Source organism: Vibrio sp. GLN_1 (assembly GCF_043106015.1).
Classification (GTDB): domain Bacteria; phylum Pseudomonadota; class Gammaproteobacteria; order Enterobacterales; family Vibrionaceae; genus Vibrio; species Vibrio parahaemolyticus.
In genome coordinates, this window is sequence record NZ_JBICMD010000004.1 from 76647 (window position 1) to 95632 (window position 18986).

General features: G+C 41.6%; 18 protein-coding genes and 1 tRNA gene. 12 read left to right on the forward strand and 7 right to left on the reverse strand.

Features of this window, described 5'->3' with window-relative positions; all coding sequences use genetic code 11:
- Positions 1-2 precede the first annotated feature (2 nt).
- Positions 3-797, forward strand: coding sequence for a hypothetical protein (locus ACF8OV_RS00720; RefSeq protein WP_013571352.1), 795 nt, complete (start codon positions 3-5; stop codon positions 795-797).
- A 125-nt stretch (positions 798-922) separates the two neighbouring features.
- Positions 923-1081 (forward strand): hypothetical protein, encoded by a 159-nt coding sequence (locus ACF8OV_RS00725; protein ID WP_153645955.1) that lies wholly within the window; start codon positions 923-925, stop codon positions 1079-1081.
- Positions 1082-1221: 140 nt separating this feature from the next.
- On the opposite strand, the gene ACF8OV_RS00730 is transcribed toward ACF8OV_RS00725, so the two are convergent.
- Positions 1222-1746 carry a DNA repair protein gene (locus tag ACF8OV_RS00730; RefSeq protein WP_262647236.1) on the reverse strand — a complete coding sequence of 175 codons (525 nt, stop codon included), beginning with the start codon at positions 1744-1746 and terminating at the stop codon, positions 1222-1224.
- A 141-nt stretch (positions 1747-1887) separates the two neighbouring features.
- On the opposite strand from ACF8OV_RS00730, the gene ACF8OV_RS00735 reads away from it, so the two are divergent.
- The 3 genes from ACF8OV_RS00735 to ACF8OV_RS00745 all read left to right on the forward strand — a co-directional run bounded on the left by ACF8OV_RS00735 (position 1888) and on the right by ACF8OV_RS00745 (position 6683).
- Positions 1888-2118: a helix-turn-helix domain-containing protein gene (locus tag ACF8OV_RS00735; protein WP_025522378.1), complete on the forward strand. Its 231-nt coding sequence runs from the start codon at positions 1888-1890 to the stop codon at positions 2116-2118.
- A 191-nt stretch (positions 2119-2309) separates the two neighbouring features.
- Positions 2310-4754 carry an EcoAI/FtnUII family type I restriction enzme subunit R gene (gene hsdR / locus ACF8OV_RS00740; RefSeq protein WP_317676134.1) on the forward strand — a complete coding sequence of 815 codons (2445 nt, stop codon included), beginning with the start codon at positions 2310-2312 and terminating at the stop codon, positions 4752-4754.
- Positions 4755-5405: 651 nt separating this feature from the next.
- Entirely contained in the window at positions 5406-6683 is a 1278-nt protein-coding gene (locus ACF8OV_RS00745) for a hypothetical protein (protein WP_392404317.1), read from the forward strand.
- A gap of 38 nt (positions 6684-6721) precedes the next feature.
- Here ACF8OV_RS00745 and ACF8OV_RS00750 read toward each other — a convergent pair whose 3' ends face one another.
- Complete coding sequence (locus ACF8OV_RS00750; protein ID WP_114322580.1) at positions 6722-7396, reverse strand: site-specific DNA-methyltransferase; 675 nt, start codon at positions 7394-7396, stop codon at positions 6722-6724.
- A 665-nt stretch (positions 7397-8061) separates the two neighbouring features.
- Positions 8062-8436 carry an elongation factor Ts gene (locus ACF8OV_RS00755; RefSeq protein WP_114322581.1) on the reverse strand — a complete coding sequence of 125 codons (375 nt, stop codon included), beginning with the start codon at positions 8434-8436 and terminating at the stop codon, positions 8062-8064.
- Between the two features lie 74 nt (positions 8437-8510).
- Between ACF8OV_RS00755 and ACF8OV_RS00760 the strand changes: the two genes are divergently transcribed.
- Positions 8511-8660, forward strand: coding sequence for a hypothetical protein (locus tag ACF8OV_RS00760; protein WP_017790133.1), 150 nt, complete (start codon positions 8511-8513; stop codon positions 8658-8660).
- Between the two features lie 167 nt (positions 8661-8827).
- Here the strand turns inward: ACF8OV_RS00760 and ACF8OV_RS00765 are convergent, their stop codons facing one another.
- Positions 8828-9226, reverse strand: coding sequence for a hypothetical protein (locus tag ACF8OV_RS00765; RefSeq protein WP_025506819.1), 399 nt, complete (start codon positions 9224-9226; stop codon positions 8828-8830).
- A 163-nt stretch (positions 9227-9389) separates the two neighbouring features.
- On the opposite strand from ACF8OV_RS00765, the gene ACF8OV_RS00770 reads away from it, so the two are divergent.
- The 5 genes from ACF8OV_RS00770 to ACF8OV_RS00790 are packed head-to-tail and all read left to right on the forward strand — an operon-like array spanning position 9390 to position 16138.
- Complete coding sequence (locus ACF8OV_RS00770; protein WP_114322582.1) at positions 9390-10880, forward strand: N-6 DNA methylase; 1491 nt, start codon at positions 9390-9392, stop codon at positions 10878-10880.
- Positions 10880-12505 (forward strand): restriction endonuclease subunit S, encoded by a 1626-nt coding sequence (locus ACF8OV_RS00775; protein WP_114322583.1) that lies wholly within the window; start codon positions 10880-10882, stop codon positions 12503-12505. The genes ACF8OV_RS00770 and ACF8OV_RS00775 overlap by 1 nt, the downstream gene beginning before the upstream one ends.
- 2 nt (positions 12506-12507) lie before the next feature.
- Positions 12508-14418, forward strand: a complete 1911-nt coding sequence (locus ACF8OV_RS00780) for an AAA family ATPase (protein WP_114322584.1) — start codon at positions 12508-12510, stop codon at positions 14416-14418.
- Between the two features lie 20 nt (positions 14419-14438).
- Positions 14439-15440 (forward strand): hypothetical protein, encoded by a 1002-nt coding sequence (locus ACF8OV_RS00785; RefSeq protein WP_114322585.1) that lies wholly within the window; start codon positions 14439-14441, stop codon positions 15438-15440.
- 11 nt (positions 15441-15451) lie between these two features.
- Positions 15452-16138 (forward strand): hypothetical protein, encoded by a 687-nt coding sequence (locus ACF8OV_RS00790; protein WP_114322586.1) that lies wholly within the window; start codon positions 15452-15454, stop codon positions 16136-16138.
- Positions 16139-16249: 111 nt separating this feature from the next.
- Here ACF8OV_RS00790 and ACF8OV_RS00795 read toward each other — a convergent pair whose 3' ends face one another.
- The 3 genes from ACF8OV_RS00795 to ACF8OV_RS00805 form a co-directional block, all read right to left on the reverse strand.
- Entirely contained in the window at positions 16250-17197 is a 948-nt protein-coding gene (locus ACF8OV_RS00795) for a hypothetical protein (protein ID WP_098416155.1), read from the reverse strand.
- Between the two features lie 48 nt (positions 17198-17245).
- Positions 17246-17437, reverse strand: a complete 192-nt coding sequence (locus ACF8OV_RS00800) for a hypothetical protein (protein ID WP_114322587.1) — start codon at positions 17435-17437, stop codon at positions 17246-17248.
- 402 nt (positions 17438-17839) lie between these two features.
- Positions 17840-17916 (reverse strand) — tRNA-Arg (locus tag ACF8OV_RS00805).
- Between the two features lie 203 nt (positions 17917-18119).
- Here ACF8OV_RS00805 and folD point away from each other — a divergent pair.
- Positions 18120-18980 carry a bifunctional methylenetetrahydrofolate dehydrogenase/methenyltetrahydrofolate cyclohydrolase FolD gene (gene folD / locus ACF8OV_RS00810; RefSeq protein WP_203503957.1) on the forward strand — a complete coding sequence of 287 codons (861 nt, stop codon included), beginning with the start codon at positions 18120-18122 and terminating at the stop codon, positions 18978-18980.
- Positions 18981-18986: the final 6 nt, after the last annotated feature.

Below are 18986 nucleotides of genomic sequence, written 5' to 3' on the forward strand. Positions count from 1 at the left end.
AAATGAATATTGATACTAACTTACAAACTAACGCAACTGACTTACTTCCAAAAGCAAAGCTAAAGTTCGAGCATGATCTAATTAACATCGGGCAAAACCCTGAAAAAGGGAAACCTTTTGAACTGTTCTATGAAAAATACAGTCAAGCAATAGCGGAAGGAAAGCCCTTCCAGAACCCCGCACAATTGCAAACGGCCGTCGGCGGTAGATACTTAAAAGCACAGATCGCTTTTAATGTGTTGGAGTCTCAACAATCTAACCTCGATCATAAATTGCGAGAAGTTCCTGAATGGTTTACTGCGCCCCTTGAAGCGGCTCTAAAGCTTGACATTACTGCTCTATGGCAATCAGTCGAACAAGACATTGCGACTGTAGTCGAAAACCGAGTGAAGATAGCAGAACACCTTTCTGAGCAAAGGAAACAACAAGCAATCCAATCAGGTGAGCTAGTAGAAGAACTACAAGACAAGCTAGCAGAGCTACAAGAACTTCCGCGACAATTAACTGATCTCACAAGTGATAATGATCGCTTAACTGTCGAAGTAAAAAAGTTGAAAAACAAAGTCTCTGAGTTACAGGATAGTGCCGATGCATCTTTCAGTTACCAGCGCGACAATGCTGTATTGGAAGACAACAATGCGAAGCTTAAATCTGAAAATCAGAATATGAGAAAAGAACTTGAGAAAACTGCTGCCCTTCTACAAGAAACGCTTATCAAGAAAGCCCATTTGGAAGGTCGATTAGAAGAACGCGGCGAGTTTTCTAACACTACCAGCGAAAACGCGCCCTCAAGCTAATTCTGAATCACGATGAGCCATTCCCAATCGTGGGAATGGCTATACAATATTACCTAAAATCGAAATTTAATGCACAGAATGCTGTTCAGTGCGATCGCAAAGGTCAATTTTATGTGGACATTGTAATGAACAATGTTCGCGCTATCATTAACAGCGAGAAGACTCATATCTGGTTTATCTGTCGCTATTCCCACTACATCGACATCTTAGACTCAATTATCGAAGAGTTTGCAGTCGAACAAAGCTTAGCTATTGAAATTTGGGGAAATCACCCTAAAAACTAAAGTAAGATCCCGTAGTATCTCACAAATCGCTGTCGAACCGCTGGCTCATTCCCACGCATGGGAATGACTACAAAGAGAGTCCAACTCCGAACTGGTTCCTAAAGTGCGGACCGCGAGTCAAGAACCACCCTTTTATAAGCTTAGCGCTTATCTTGACTAATAATCTTTCCCAAAATTTCTTTTTTATATTCAGTAAGTAATGCTTCAATCTCTAGCTTTTCTATTTCGTTGTTCAAATGTTCACCATGAACTGGAAACAGATCCAACAGTTCTTTATGTGCGACTATTTGAACATTAATTTCAACGATTTTGGTGTTTAACTGATCTTGGTATTGTCGCTCTTCGCTAACAGGCTCTGGCTCTAAATACCCTTGGCCGACTCTATGCTTTTCTTGTGTGACTTTTTTGCCCCCGACGGCAACAAATTGAGCGTTATTTATTCGAGGGGGACTTAATCGCACAACCTTCCCTTCCTGTTCTAGTATTTTCAAAATTCGATAAGACTGATTATTAAAACGCTCAATATGTTCATCAATGCAGTAATGCGTCTCGAGAAAAGGCCTCAATAGCTTTCGGTAACTAAACAAGCTGAAGTACTCTTCTTGCTCATAATGCTGAAGAGTTTCCAAACCGATTTTGTACAACTCTTTAGTACCTACTCTCATATACTTCCTTATCAAATGAATAATATATTATCCAACATATAATGGGTAATATATTACCCAGTCGTATTTAAGTCAAGTGATTATCATGGAGTCAATTCAATCACTGATGTAAACTGAAAAGAAACTTCGTCATGTAACGATATGAATAATTTAGCAAAAGAAATAGCTCAAAATATCATTGATAAACGAACAAAAATCGGACTATCAAGCTCCGATGCGAGTATCAAGGCGGGCTTTAGTCGTGGTTACTTAGGTAAGGTAGAAAGAGATGGCGTTCGAATCACAGTTGAAAAGCTTTATCAGCTAGCTCGAGTTCTCGATTGTGAGGTGGCTGATCTTTTACCCAAAGATCGACCTGACTTACTGGATTAGGAGAAGCTTAAGCCCTTAAGCTTTTTCACGAACAACTACACTGCTCTCGCAGTGTAGATTTCTACCTGTGTAGTTCCTTTGCCTATTTTAGAAAAACACCATCCACTTCACTGATAAGTCAGTATCTTTTCTGCTTTTATGCATCCTTTGGTATAGTCATGAAATGCATTTGTACTGGGCTGGCTAATCGCATGGAATCGACAATAAATAAATCAAAGCTATCTGAAACCGACATCATCACGAAATTCATTCTTCCCGCTATCAAAGATGCAGGATGGGATGATATGTCTCAAATCCGTCAAGAGGTAAAACTACGTGACGGTAAAGTCATTGTTCGTGGTCAGGCAGCAGCGAGGAAAAAGGTTAAGTCTGCGGACATCGTCCTTTACCATAAACCGAGCATGCCTCTAGCAGTTGTCGAAGCAAAAGCGAATAAGCATGAAGTCGGCAAAGGTATGCAACAAGGACTAGACTACGCCAACTTACTTGAAGTCCCTTTTGTCTTTGCCTCAAATGGCGACGGTTTTATCTTCCACGACAAAACCAACCCAGCTCAACTCGAAACTGAAATTCGACTTGAAGACTTCCCAACACCTCAGCAACTATGGGACAAATACTGCGTTTGGAAAGGCTACAAAACCGAGCACCTTCCAGTCATTACTCAAGATTACCATGATGATGGTAGCGGTAAGTCTCCGCGCTACTATCAGCTACAGGCGATAAACAAAACCGTCGAAGCGGTAGCAGCAGGACAAAACCGTGTACTCTTGGTTATGGCAACGGGTACGGGCAAAACTTACACTGCATTCCAGATTATTTGGCGACTATGGAAGTCCCGAGCCAAAAAACGCATCCTATTTCTAGCAGACAGAAACGTTCTGGTCGATCAAACTAAGAGGAACGATTTCCAGCCGTTTGGCCCCGCTATGACTAAAGTCACTGGTCGAACAGTCGATCCCGCTTACGAAATCCACCTAGCTCTGTATCAAGCTCTGACTGGCCCAGAAGAGCACCAAAAAGCATACAAACAGGTCGATCCTGATTTCTTTGATCTTATTGTCGTTGACGAGTGCCATCGTGGCAGTGCCGCTGAGGACAGCGCATGGCGCGAGATTCTTGAGTATTTCGGTTCAGCGACTCAAATAGGGCTAACCGCGACACCGAAAGAAACCGATATCGTGTCTAACACCGAGTACTTTGGCGATGCCATTTATACCTACTCTCTAAAGCAAGGTATTGAAGACGGTTTCTTAGCCCCTTACAAAGTTGTGCGTGTAGATATCGATGTAGATTTACAAGGTTGGCGACCAACCAAAGGACAAGTCGATAAACATGGTGAAGTCATCGAAGACAGGATCTATAACCAGAAAGACTTCGACAGAACTATGGTCATTGATGAGCGAACAGAACTGGTTGCACAGACCATCACCAGCTACCTCAAGCGCACCGACCCGATGGCGAAGACCATTGTTTTCTGCAATGACATTGACCATGCAGAACGTATGCGACGAGCGCTGATCAACTGCAACCCTGAGCAAGTTGCTAAAAATGAAAAATACGTAATGAAAATCACTGGTGATGATGAAATCGGCAAAGCTCAGCTTGATAACTTCATCAGCCCCAAAAAGGCTTACCCTGTTATCGCAACCACCTCAGAACTGATGACAACAGGTGTCGATGCAAAAACTTGCAAACTGGTTGTTCTTGACCAGGGCATTCAGTCGATGACCAAGTTTAAGCAGATTATCGGTCGCGGTACTCGTATCGATGATCGTTACGGAAAGCTATGGTTTACCATTCTCGACTTCAAAAAGGCGACTGAACTGTTCGCTGATGAGCGCTTTGATGGTGTCCCTGAGCGAGTTAAAGAGACAAAACCAGAAGACTTCGATACCGATGATGGACTCGATGAGATCATCGATGGTGAGGATGAATTTGAACAAGATGATCCATTTGAAGGGGAAGATATCGACCCTGAAAGCATCCATGAACCAGAGGCTTCATACGACTCAGGTTCATCTCCTTCCGACGGTAGCAATTCCGATGATGATGGGCAGGATGAGAACCGAGTTAGAAAGTTCCATGTCAACGGTGTAACGGTGAAAGCCATTGCCGAACGTGTTCAATACTACGATTCCGACGGTAAACTCGTAACCGAGTCGTTCAAAGACTATACCCGCAAGACGATGGCAAAACAGTTCACCTCAATGGATGACTTTGTTAAGCGCTGGCAAGATGCCGATAAAAAGCAAGCAATCATTGATGAACTGGCAGAGGAAGGCATCATCTGGGAAGCATTAGAGCTGGAAGTCGGCAAAGATCTCGACCCATTCGACATGATTTGTCATGTCGTGTATGACCAACCTGCACTCACCAGAAAAGAACGTGCTGAGAATGTCAAAAAGCGCAACTACTTCACTAAGTATGGTGAAACGGCTCAGCAGGTGTTGAGCAACCTACTAGACAAGTACGCAGACGAAGGCGTTCAAGAGATTGAGAATATTCATGTACTCAAAGTTAAGCCTTTTGACGAGATGGGACGCCCTGCTGAAATCGTCAAAAAGTGCTTTGGTGGTAAAGAGCAGTACTTAGAAGCTATCAGTGAACTAGAGTCGGAAATCTATCAATCGGCATAGCTCGTGAACCACAGCTAAATACAAAAATACACAAGAGATGTTTTAGATGTTACCTGGTTCCATATGGTTAGAGTTGTCTGTCTTCAACATACTACTGTAGAGAGCTACACAATATGTTTAAAGACGTGATTCCTATAGTTTACAAGCCTCCTAACACCTCTACATTGGACTGGATAGATCAACGTTCCCGCCACAATAAGACCACCAGTCCTAACGACTTTACAGACAATGCAGTGATATTGGTATCCCAACTTTTGGGGTTAGTCAGTTAGCCTATCAATACCAGATAACATTTCCGTGGCATAAACCATAATATTAACAGGCGATTGTTATAGAGCAGCAATTTATAATCAGTGCAAATTTTAAAGCTTATCTACACCTTGCAAGTTACGTCAATTCCATTAAATTACAGCACATTAGACAAAAAGCGTGCATGTGAAGAAAAAATCTCCAAGACCCGAGATGAGATACAGTTTGAGGCATTTTGCTATATCCAGTGTTTATCCAATCAAAGACGAAATACTTGTGCAACTATCGGTCTGATCCAAATGAGTACGAAAGGCCATTTTGATAACGTTGATGGAGTATCGACATGCTGTACGCACACTAACTACATTGCTTGGCGAAAAGTGCCTGGAAGGAACAACATCTATGATAAACATATCTGACAGCATACAATTTGGTTTTGATGTTGCAACTAGTATAACAATCATCGCTACTGCCCTAACTTGGGTTTACGCAAAGCGGCAGGAAGATAAAGATAATATAAAGCGCGATGTTGATGAGAAAGTACGCTCTAGCGCATTGATGACTATTAATGAAAGTATAAAGGAGTTGGAGCCATTTTATGTAGATTGCGCAACAGCAAGCACTTCTCTAAGAAAAAGTGTCGATAACATCATTGACAAGCCTATCTTCGAAATGAACTCAATTGAAATAGAATTGTTAATTAACACATTGAGTGAAATGGTAGATAAAGAGCAAAAATTACAATCTGCATACCAAGAGTTTCGAAAGAAAATGATATATCGATTGTACTTTATTCGGCCTGTTTTACTTTCAATGAGTGATTCACGTGAGATACTGATTTCCCTTGAGCAATCAGTAGACTCAAAAAACCTTGATGACTACACTAGCTGCATCCAGCCTCTAATTAAAATTGCAGAAATCGTAAAAGCTCACATCGATGAGAGCAAACATGTAAAGTTTGATACGAATAACGACATCAAGCTTAATGCCAAGCTAAGTTTTATGTTATCTGACGAGCAGAAGAGAATAGCATCAACTCAATACAAACATGATTTAGTTGAACACTTAAATGTTCTTTTTAATTACTGTAAAGAATCACTTTTATGTTTAAGCGCTGTTAGCGGGAAAATGTTAAGCAAAGACAGCCGAAATCTTGGTGAATGGAAGCAGCAAATTGATAGTCCTGATGGAGGACAATGGGCTGTTGAAGACTTTTCTGAGATGTTCCATAGTTTTTGGCAGACAAGTGAGAACTTACGACTTAACACTGTCCTCAAGACTTTCGCTTCAATGTTAACTTTGCGAAACGTCACACTAGTGTCTGTACCTGTAATTACTTACACATTATACGCCAGAGCTACTAAACAAAATGTGACCATTGAAGAGTATATAAGTGGTCTAAGCCCCTCAAATTTTACAAACCCTAGCGATTTATTCATCCACATAATTTTCCTACCTTTGCTGTATGCGATCATTTCTTTACTCCTCGTACGCACACTTGTATTACGCCGTAAAAAATTGAAAATTATAAAATGGTTATCTAAAAGAAGTGACTCTGAAGTTATAGCTATCAATAAGAGTTTCAGTAGTAGCCATCTGTGCAATCAGCCTTCTTTCAAAAAAATATACAAAGATATATTCAAGAAGATTGGTAAAAGAAACTTTTATGACACTTATTAACACAGATAGAGCACACCAAAATACAACCTTTCAATGGCTTAGCTTAGCGATCTCTTATGAAACTTCATACGCTGACGAATATGTTCATGGGCAGACGAGGAAATATCGTTTCCTTTGCACTGACGATTCAAGTTCTTAGCTGCAACCAAGGTCGAGCCAGAGCCAAAAAACGGATCAACAACTAGCTCGCCTTCTCTGCTACTTTGAGCGACCAGAACTTCCAAGAGACTTACTGGCTTTTCAGTTGGATACCCTCTATAGACCCGTTTATGAGTCAGTATGTCAGGTATGCTCAAATCATTAAGCTTTCTCTTGCCCTTTTCAAAAAACAGTATGTATTCGTGTCGAGCACGGTAATGGTAACCCATACCAATACTAACCTTATCCCAAATAATTGGTTTCCAGAATCTAAAACCGACTTTTTCCGCAATCGGTTTAATGACGAACATCGTTTCTTGATCGCAGAAAAGATAGAAATGCGCATTCTTCTTGAGCACACGATAAACTTCGCGCAGTAGCTCTTCAAATCTTGCATTTGGGAATATCTCAAACCATTGATTGCTTGAGGACTTACTGACTTTAAGTCTTGTTGTCGTACCGATCTTTCGGTGTTTCTCTAGAGATTCATAAGGAGGATCTGTTATTAGCAAATCAACGCTCGCAGAATCGAGCATTGATAGCCAGTTTACTGCATCATCTTGGGATAAATTCATTCGATTCCTAAACAAGACTACTGCACGTTTTTCCATTCATATATGTATGAGATAGCTCACCTTTATTTAGGCGGCGACAATCGATACAGTAGCTCTGGTAGCCTTCGGGGTTCCTAGCCGTCACTCTAGCAGGAGTTTTGCCAAAGGACGATGGATAGGGATGAAAAACATGCTCTCCTCCATTTGCATCAGAACAATGGGGGCAGGACTTAAATTTTTGGCCCGTGTGGGGATCTCTCTTGTGTATCATTCCTACGTTCAAACGTTTGTTACAACAACTGCAAGTCATGCAAAGCACCTCTTTAAGTATCATAGACGCTTTATGATACGGGATGCTTATAAATCAAACAGTGAGGAAAGCAACAAAGTTCGTTTTAGCTGCATAGCAAGGTAACTTTCTAGTCCTTACAAATTAGCATCCGCTTGGTTTCCTCGATAGAGATAAGACCCCAGCCTAAATTCTCATTAATTACGATCAATTTTGTATCAGGCAAAACGCTCATTGCTTCATCTATAGCCAACTTTAATGAGTCGAAATCAAGGCTCATAGCTCTAAGATCCGTTCTCTCTTTTCCCACAACATCGTACCAATGCCCCTTGTACACAGCGTCTCCCTAATATTCCCCACCTAAAACAATTTCATAACTTGAACATTATTTAACATATTAAACATCTATGCATTCATTTTCATTATCTAGTGTGTTGGAGATCTCGGAAAGCCCATCTATAAGGCATTGATTTAAACATGTGTGTCCTACGTATTTAGGCACAACAACTCCCAATCCCAAAGCAATAAACTCTGGGTGTTCTGATACGATTTTTACGTACTGTTGTAGCCTATCTTCTGGTGTAGAAGGACGTTGAAGTTGCTTTTTTAACGTCTGTTGAAATTTGCTCACAGCCTCGGGATCTACATCATGAAGCTCCTCATAATCAGAGCAATAAAGCTCTTCATATAATACATCGGCCAGTTGCTTATGGCTCCAGCCTAACGCATCCAACATAGTTCGAATTTGCTTTTGTTTTTGGGTTGTCCCCATTTGTCCCTACCCTACTAGTTACTATGCAATGGTCTCAGCGGAGACAATCATTCATAAACGAAAAGGAAAATATTATGTCTAAAAACAAAGCACCAATGACCCCTGAAGCCGCTGCTCGTATTCAAGCGAATCAAGCAAAACAAAATGGCGGACAAGTCTCTAAAGATTCATTCGCGGCTCGCGCTCAACGCGCTGCTGCCAACAACCAAAAACAAGGTAAATAGGAGTAACCATCATGGCAAAACCAAGTTCTGCACCAAAAACTGCGCCGAAAGGTAATCCAAACTACCCAAGCACAACTGGCAAGCCTTCAGGCAAAGGTCGTGGCAACACACCTAAACGCTAAGCACATTAGATATAAATGAGGCAGTCTAGCTGCCTCATTTTTCTATTATGAACAACTTCTAGCATTCAGCTTGAAGTTACTCAAAAACAAGTTTTGATCAGATTTGTAATCGGAATACGGCACAGACTTTTCCGTTTGTGAAAGAGCGCATAAACACGTTTCTCGCTTACTCTCATACCAACTCACCGACACCATATTTTTTGACGAGTTTATGCAGGTATCAACGATGGCATACTCTACTTCTAATGGGTAACGCTCTTCATCAAAAGCACCATTCACCTTATAACCACCAACCACGCCCACGACCAATGCCGTACTGGCAGACACCAGTTTCCGTTTACTAAATTTAAAGCCTTTGAAGCTTTTTTCGCACTTCTCACACGAGATATGCTCTGCATATTCAATAACATTGTCAGTGTGACAATGGGGACACTCAACCTTCATTTTCTAGACAACCTGGTTATATTTTTTATTGTTTCATTTATATCACTGATTCATTATTAAACCACAATCACAAACATAGTTTCATAGCGATAAGTTCATTTTCTTCGATCCAATTCTGCTATAATCCACCCCAATATTTTCAGTCAGTTAGTAGTAGAACTCCATGTCAATCAGTTCAGTTATCAAGTCTATTCAAGACATCATGCGTAAAGATGCGGGTGTTGATGGTGACGCGCAGCGTCTAGGCCAAATGTCGTGGCTTTTATTCCTTAAAGTGTTTGATGCTCAAGAGGAAGAGCTAGAGTTCGAGTTAGATGATTACCGCGAACCCATCCCAGCGAAATACCTATGGCGTAACTGGGCGGCAGATAACCAAGGCATTACGGGTGATGAGCTGCTGGAATTCATCAATGATGACCTATTCCCTACGCTAAAAAACCTAACCGCACCGAAAGACACAAACCCACGCGGTTTCGTGGTGAAAGAAGCCTTTAGTGATGCTTTCAACTACATGAAAAATGGCACACTACTGCGCCAGGTGATTAACAAGCTCAACGAAATCGACTTTACTGACTCTAAAGAACGTCACCTGTTTGGTGATATCTATGAACAAATCCTACGCGACCTACAAAGCGCAGGTAATGCAGGTGAGTTCTATACCCCTCGTGCAGTGACTCGTTTTATCGTCAACAGACTGGATCCAAAGCTAGGTGAACAAATTATGGATCCCGCTTGCGGCACGGGCGGTTTCTTGGCTTGCTCATTCGATCACGTCAAAGAGAACTACGTGACCAGCGCAGCCGACCACCAAACACTGCAAAAGCAAATCCATGGTGTAGAGAAGAAACAACTGCCACATTTGCTGTGTATCACCAATATGATGCTCCACGGCATCGAAGTCCCTGTGCAGATTAAGCATGGAAACACGCTTAACAAACCGCTTTCAAGTTGGGATAGCAATATCAATGTGATTGCGACTAACCCACCGTTTGGTGGCACAGAAGAAGACGGGATTGAAAAGAACTTCCCTGCCGAAATGCAAACCCGCGAAACCGCCGATTTGTTCTTACAGCTTATTGTCGAAGTATTGGATAAAGATGGTCGCGCTGGTGTGGTATTGCCTGATGGCACCTTGTTCGGTGAAGGCGTAAAAACCAAAATCAAAAAGATGCTGACGGAAGAGTGTAACCTGCACACGATTGTTCGCTTACCTAATGGCGTGTTCAACCCATACACAGGTATTAAGACCAACATTCTGTTCTTTACCAAAGGCCAACCGACCAAAGAAGTGTGGTTCTATGAGCACCCTTACCCAGAAGGCGTGAAGAACTACAGCAAAACCAAACCAATGAAGTTTGAAGAGTTCCAGCAGGAGATCGATTGGTGGGGTAACGAGGCCGATGGATTCGCTAGCCGTATCGAGACCAAGCAAGCTTGGAAAGAATCGATTGAAGATATTATCGAGCGCAACTTTAACCTTGATATTAAAAACCCGTATCAGGACGAAGTCGTCAGCCATGATCCTGAAGAGTTACTGGCGAACTATCAGCAGCAACAACAAGACATTAAAGCACTGCGTGACCAACTGAAAGGCATTCTCGGTGATGCGCTTAGCTCTACCATTCAAGGTAAAAAGCAAGGTGGAGAGCAATAATGGCAGTCGAAAACCTAATCACCGAGCATATTGATATTTGGACTTCGGCAGTAAAGACCAAATCGACCTCTGGTCGAGGTAGCAGCAAAAAGCTAGAACTTTATGGTGTTAAAAAGCTGCGTGAGCTAATTCTGGAGTTGGCTGTTCGAGGCAAGCTTGTGCCTCAAGATCCTAATGATGAGCCTGCTACAGTGTTGCTTGAGCGTATTGCGCAAGAAAAGGCTCAATTGATAAAAGACAAGAAGATCAAAAAAACAAAGCCTCTATCAAGCGTTAAAGAGCAGGAAAAGACATTTGATATACCAAGAGGTTGGTCGTGGACTCGAATCGGCTTAATAACAACATTTGTTAATGGCTTTGCTTTCAAGAGTTCGAGCTTCCAAGACTCTGGAGTAGGTATAGTAAAAATTGGTGATATTTCATTTGCTGGTGAGCTTACACCCAACACAATGTCTCGAGTTGATACTAGTGTAATCAAGGATCTTGACCCATCACTTCGAGTTAATCGAGGCGACATGGTTATTGCAATGTCAGGGGCAACTACTGGTAAAGTAGGTTTCAACACAACAAATGAAGTATTCTACTTAAATCAGAGGGTTGGAAAGTTCATCCCGCATCAAATTGATTTGGATTATCTGTTTTTTCCATTAACTACAAAAATTGCAGAAAATCTAGAAAAATCACTGGGTAGTGCAATTCCAAATTTAAGTACAGGACAGATCAATGACATCGTAATTGCTCTGCCTCCACTTCAAGAGCAACACCGCATCGTTGCCAAAGTCGATGAGCTAATGACACTCTGCGACCAGCTTGAGCAACAAACCGAAGCCAGTATCGAAGCGCATCAAGTGCTGGTAACGACTCTGTTGAACACACTCACCAACTCCGCCGATGCTGACGAGTTAATGCAAAACTGGGCGCGAATCAGTGAGCATTTCGATACCTTATTCACCACCGAAGAGAGTATCGACCAGCTCAAGCAGGCTATCCTACAACTGGCGGTGATGGGTAAACTCGTATCCTTTGGCAACTCTCGAAAGACAATGCTTAAGGAGCTTCTTAGTTTTGGGCCAAGAAATGGTTTATCTCCAAAAGAAGCACCAAGTAGGACTGAACTCAAGGTTCTTAAACTTGGTGCGACATCGTATGGTTCTCTCGATCTAGAACAATCTAAGTATATTGATGTCGATATTAAGGACAAGCCTTACCTATGCCTCACTCGTGGAGATATACTAATTCAACGAGGAAACTCTGCGAACTTTGTAGGCTCTAATGTCTTAATACAAGAAGACTATCATAACTATATTTATCCCGATCTAATGATGAAGCTACGCGTTAATCAGCTAATTTCCCCAGAATTTCTTTCTCTAGTTCTATCAGCTAATGCATCCAGAGAGCACATGTGGAAACAAATGACGGGGACTTCTGGAACCATGCCTAAAATAAGCAAGAAGGTTGTAGAGGGTTTACCTGTTACCTTTCCAACAAACAAAAACATTCAAGTTGAGGTCGTCAGTCAAACGAATAAGCTTATTGCACTCTGTGATAAGCTGAGAACTCGTTTGACTGGCTGCTCCGAAACCAAGGCAACTCTATGTGACGTCATGACACAACAGGCTTACTAACGATGCGTTTAAAATCTATTTTTATCAGTGAATATAAAAACATTAAGAACCTAAACTTGGACTTTGAAAATCCTAGTTTTCTGGAATTATTTGTGGGGAAAAATGGCTCTGGAAAATCTAACTTTTTCGAAGCATTACTTGAGATATTTAGGCATGTTTATGAAAGTAAGATTAAGAACTCACGTGAACCATTTGCTCCAGGTTTTTCGTATCAGATCACATACTCTATTAACTCAGCAGAGGTAGTTTGGAGCTACGATGGCGCTGTCCTTTCCAGCAACTTAGATGAGGTGAATAGTACTTTCTTTCCAGACAATGTCCTCATCTATTACTCTGGTCAAAATTTCAACATCTCTGCTTTGTTAGACAAATATGAAAAGAATCATCGTAGAAACATTGATCAAGCAGAAATAGATGACAGCCGCGTTTTCATTGGTATGGGCTCGGAGTACAAACAACTGTTACTTTCTATCATCACCTTCCTACCCGAAGATAACCAAGCAAGGCAGCTTGTTTACGAAAAACTTGGTTTAAAAAACGAACAAGCATCTATCAAAATAAAATTAAAAAGGCCAAGAAAGACATATGCAAGAGACGTCTCAATTGAAGAGTTTGATCAACGAACGCATTTTTGGGGCCTTAAAGCACTACCAAGAGAGTTTGTTGATCGCCTCTTGAATTGCATTCGCGGTGAGTTTCAGCACAGAGACATCTACAATAATGCAGAGCAATGCTATGAACTTAACATTGATATCGAATTGTTTAGACAAGAATTCAAAGAATTAGATCCTGCAAGTTTGTTTGGCCTCTTTGACAATCTTAAAACCTTAGAAATGCTTTATGATATTCATGCGGAGTTAACACTTTTGGATTCAACTAAGGTAGGGCTGGACTTCTTCAGTGATGGACAATTTCAATCAGTATACATTTACTCTCTAACCGAACTCTTCAAATCAAGAAACTGTTTAACACTTCTAGATGAGCCAGATTCTTTTTTACATCCAGATTGGCAATTTAACTTTCTTACACAAATAGACAGTATTTCCAATTCAGCAGAAGCTACCAATCAAGTACTAATGGCTACCCATAGTGCTGCGACTTTGATGACCACAGCTACGCAAACTCTTAACAGCATCCAACGCTCTGAAAATGGAGACTCTCAGATTGTCAGTATACATAAGAGTGACGCCATCAAGTCTCTATCAGGCAATAAAATAACCCTTGCCGAAAATGAGACAGTAATGAGCATTTCTACTTATCTAAGAAACTCTGATCAACCCGTGCTCTTTACTGAAGGTATCTCTGACGAATACATATTGGATATAGCATGGAAAAAGCTATTTAATGAAGAGCCTCGCCCATTCTGTATCCACAACGCATTTGACCGTAATTTCCTAAGAAACTTAATGTCTAGAGATGAACTAAGACAAAATCATCCTGAACGTAAGTTTTTTGCCTTATTCGACTTTGATGAGGCATTCGATGATTGGAATGGTCTATCAAGCAGGAATAAGGGACTAGACATCGAAACAAACGCCTTCAAAGGTTTAGCTAGGCAGCTAAAAAGAAGCAACTCACCTGTTAACCAATATGTGATGCTCTTACCCGTTCCCGACATTGCTGCTATCAAGAAACAGGCTTTAAAAGCTGACAATACTCCATGGGGAAGAGGGTCAGATTCACATATAGCCATAGAGATCTTGTTCTATAAAGAAGAACTGTTGGGGACTTACTTTCAAAAAGAACCTACCTCTTGTGGGGGAGAACGAATCGTGTTCTCTGGTGACAAAGTTCATTTTGCTAAAGACTATGTGCCATCATTATCCCAAGAGGAGTTCGAAATATTCAGACCAATGTTTAATTTGGTTTCTCGCTTGATCAATGACGAAGAGGCTTCTACGAATGCAGCATAGAGAGTGGATAAGGGATTCTTTTGAGTTTATATAACATCGCTGATAAAAACCTCACTGCACTGACACCGACCACCTTTGCAGCCGAAGGGCTGCAAGAGCGGCACGATTTACAAGAAGCGCTGAAAGGCTGTATTGATGCCATCGCACCAGATTGTCTGGTGATATCAGAAGAGTTTTCAGACTGGGAAGACAGCCGTCGCCGTATCGACCTGTTAGCCATCGACAAGAATGCCAACTTAGTCGTTATCGAGCTTAAACGTGATGAAGTCGGTGCGCATATGGAGCTGCAAGCGCTACGCTATGCCGCAATGATCTCTACCATGACGTTCGACAAAGCGTGTGACTACTATGCCCAATACTTGAAGAAAGAAGGTCAAGAAATTGATGCCCGCGAAGCCATTCTAGAGTTTGTCGATCTTGATGAAAACAGCTTAGATGACTTTGGTAACGATGTTCGAATCGTTTTAGCCTCAGCAGACTTCGGTAAAGAACTCACAACTTCTGTCTTATGGCTGCGTGATAAAGGCATCGATATCAGTTGTGTGCGCCTCACGCCCTATCGCTACAAAGAAGATGTACTGATCAATGCCGAACAGATCATCCCTGTACCCGAGGTAGAAGAGTACCAGGTGAAGTTCCGCGAGAAGCGTGCTGAACAGCGCACAAGCGTTCAAAAAGGCGAAAAAGATTACTCGGAGTACCGCTATAACGGTCATACCTATAAAAAGCGTCACCTCGCACTAGCGTTAGTCACGGACTGGATCGAGAAGCATCAGCCACAAAGTTTAAATGAGGTACTCAACGCATTTAACGAGCCAGTAAGACGACGTATAGCCATCCTAGCGGATGATATCCCTCAAGGTAGAATTCGCCGCTTCCACAGCGATGAAGACATGTTGATTACGTTACCTAACGATGAAGTGATAGCCATCACCAACCAGTGGAGCCTAAGCAATATCACTCGATTGATTCACTTTGCAGAGCAAAGTGGCATGGTTATAGAAAAAGTTAGTAATATCTGATGGAGAGACCAATGGGCTTTACCAGACTCAAGGAAATCATTAGCAAAAACAAAATAGTAATCTCTATCGCTGCGCTATTAACTGCCACCTCTTATGTTTATGAAGCAAAAGATACGGGGATGCGGTTTGTGCAAGATATAAAACAGATTATTGGGTATGAGCAGCCGACCCTCGTAACGGTACAAGGTGACGGTGCTGTGGAAAAGCGCTTAAAATTAGCCAAGTTGGAAGCATCTAACTACAGTATTCCAAGTAGTTCCGCCGCTGTGATTAAGTTTCTTTCATTGCCATGGCTGAACAGTCCCCAGTCGCACATTGCTAAAACTGAGCACGACTATACATTTGCGATCGTGACAACCGTTTCTCCAATATCTTCGACATCAAGTGAACACGTTTTTGATGGGGGAGATTGCCGCCTAGGTGTCAGAGCATCGAATATCGAGAAAGATAAAATGATAGCCACTTTTGATATAGTAAGCCTATCTTGCACTGATAACGCTGGGTATGCTTATAGTATTGAGCCAGACTACCCTATAGGCTATATATCAGCTCTAAGTACCCCAGGTATCAACAAAGTTAAAATCGTGGACAATGATAGTTATTTAACAATAGATCCTGAGAAAAACTATTATGCGCAACTTTATCACCCTCTAGAAAAAATTGATAAACTGGGAGTTTCTTTCGTCGGCAGATTTTAAACTTCCACTAGTAGTGTCCGCGTCGATGTAAAAATATCCCACCTGATGCAAACTATCCGTTCATTACATGAAGGAAACAGACGGTAAGTAATTGGCTTTATAGCAGGCCACTCAATCTTCCTTTGACCTGAATAGCTCATACTGGTCTAAGTTGTGAATGTGTGCATGTACTATTTCGCGGTACGGTAGCGAGACCAAGTATGGGACAAATTCATCCAAGTCATCTACTTCTGATGAATCTAAGCTGAGGCTTGGATATTGTTGAAAGAGTTCGTCTATCTCAGCTTCAGTATACTTCCCCTCGTGAAGAAGCATATTTTTAAATTCAATGTTCTCCTTTACTCTTAACTCTTGTACAACATCTATGTATCGAGTCACTACTTCAAGTTTATTTTTATCTTTGCTCCTATAGCCGCTTACTAAAGGAATGACCAATAAATCGTTAATTGTTGCTCCTCCCGTTATCTCATACGGATAGCCGATGTAAACTTTACTATCGGACATGGTAAAAAGTATAGGAAGTGATAATTCACTAGCTTTATCTATTAGCCTTGAAAACTCTGGGCTTTCTACATCGGACAGGAACTCTTTTCTCAGCTCATCATCTTTTTGAATCTTAATTTTGCTCTTGAGTTCTGATAAGCGGTGATTTAATGAACTTGCCCACTTGAAAGCGATTAGTTTATTTTTAAAACTATTGTAACATCCGAAACTTGCGAGGAGGATATGTACCTTCGGTAAAGAGAAACCAAGGATTAAGGTGATCAAACTAATATTGAACAGCGCTACGTCTGCACTCTTAGGGGTAATAAGCAAAGCCTTTGATAAGGCCCAATAGCCTAAATCATGCTCAACTCCCATAATACGACCGCAATACTGGATGATAATATGGATAACAGAAGCGAATACAAATAAGAGCAAACCAAAGGCTGTTGACTCGAAAAAAGTATGATAACCAATAGTTCGTTTTAATTTGAAATGGTACTTAGATAGGCCATTAAGAAAGAAATATCCTGATATTCCGAGTATCAATAAAAACAATACAGTTGGCTTAATCATCCCTACTCTCTAATTAGAAATGCCACACCTAATGGTATGGCATTTAACTCAAGCCTCTAAAGGTACATTTTTGGATGCAGCGATCTGTGCCTTAACAACTTGATTGCGCTTGACAGAAGCTGTATCTAGACGAAGAACATCACCATCAACCAGCTCATACTTAATACCTTTAGTTGTCCTTTTACGCGCTTGAAACTCTTCATAACGTTCTTTAAGAACATCTTGTTTAGTCTTGGCCATAATTTCTCCAGTGCATCAAAATCAAAAGGCTAGCATGATACAAGTAAGTTAATAATTGTACATTTATCCGACAATGTCGACATTTTCTTGCAAACAGTGTTTCTCATTGTGTCAATGTGTCAATTCGAGACATTGCTTCTTCAGTAGTAACCAGATCGAGGGAACCCAAGACTCTATACCCAAACACAAGTCCTATTAGGCTTCTTTATGAAGTGTATGTTTGAAAAGGGGCTGATTTGCATGTTGAGTTTCAAATACCTAGCAGCGAGAAGCAAGCGAACTTATGCATTTATTACAGATGATTACATTAAGCTACAAGCTTAACCGACTACTTAGCCGACTATAAACGCCCAAAACGACAAAGGCCTGACAACTTAATAAGCTGTCAGGCCTTATAGAATATGGCACGCCCTATTGGATTCGAACCAATGACCACATCCTTAGAAGGGACGTGCTCTATCCAGCTGAGCTAAGGGCGCGCTACAGGGACAGGATTATACGAGTTCAAACGGGTAAATCAACGGGTTTTCATAACATTCTGATCTGAATGCCTAAAAAAAGTCCATTAAAACGCTTAATGTTCAAAAACACCACAAGGCAAACGTTTGCGTATGGATGTTAATTAGAATTTCTGCGACAATGCGCCGCAGATAATTTGCCTTCTTAATTTATAAGGAAAGTCATGACTGCTCAAAATATAGACGGAACTCTCATTTCCCAAACTGTTCGATCTGAAGTTGCAGCACGTGTTAAAGCTCGCGTCGCAGCAGGTTTACGCGCTCCTGGCCTAGCAGTTGTTCTGGTTGGTGAAGACCCAGCATCTCAAGTTTACGTGGGCAGCAAACGCCGCGCATGTGAAGAAGTTGGCTTTGTATCCAAGTCGTTTGACCTTCCGGCTTCAACATCTGAAGAGGAGCTGCTTGCTCTTATCGATGAGTTGAACAACGACAACGAAATTGACGGCATTTTAGTTCAGTTACCACTTCCTGCTGGTATTGATACCACACACGTTCTAGAGCGTATTCATCCAGAAAAAGACGTTGATGGTTTCCACCCTTACAACGTTGGTCGTCTTGCGCAGCGTATTCCTAAGCTTCGTTCTTGTACGCCTAAAGGCATCATTACCCTACTCGACCGTTACAACATCGAGCTTCGTGGTAAACATGCGGTTGTGGTTGGCGCATCAAACATTGTTGGTCGTCCAATGACGCTTGAGCTGCTGCTTGCTGGTTGTACAACAACGACATGCCACCGTTTTACCAAAGATCTAGAAAGACACGTACGTCAAGCTGACGTTGTTGTGGTCGCGGTAGGTAAGCCAAACTTCATCCCTGGCGAGTGGATTAAGAAAGGCGCAGTGGTTGTCGATGTAGGCATTAACCGTCTTGATTCAGGCAAGCTAGTGGGCGATGTGGAATACGACAAAGCACGCGAAAGCGCGAGCTTCATTACTCCGGTTCCTGGTGGTGTTGGCCCAATGACCGTAGCAAGCTTGATTGAGAACACGATGTTGGCTTGCGAGCAGTTCCATACTGAACAATAACATCAA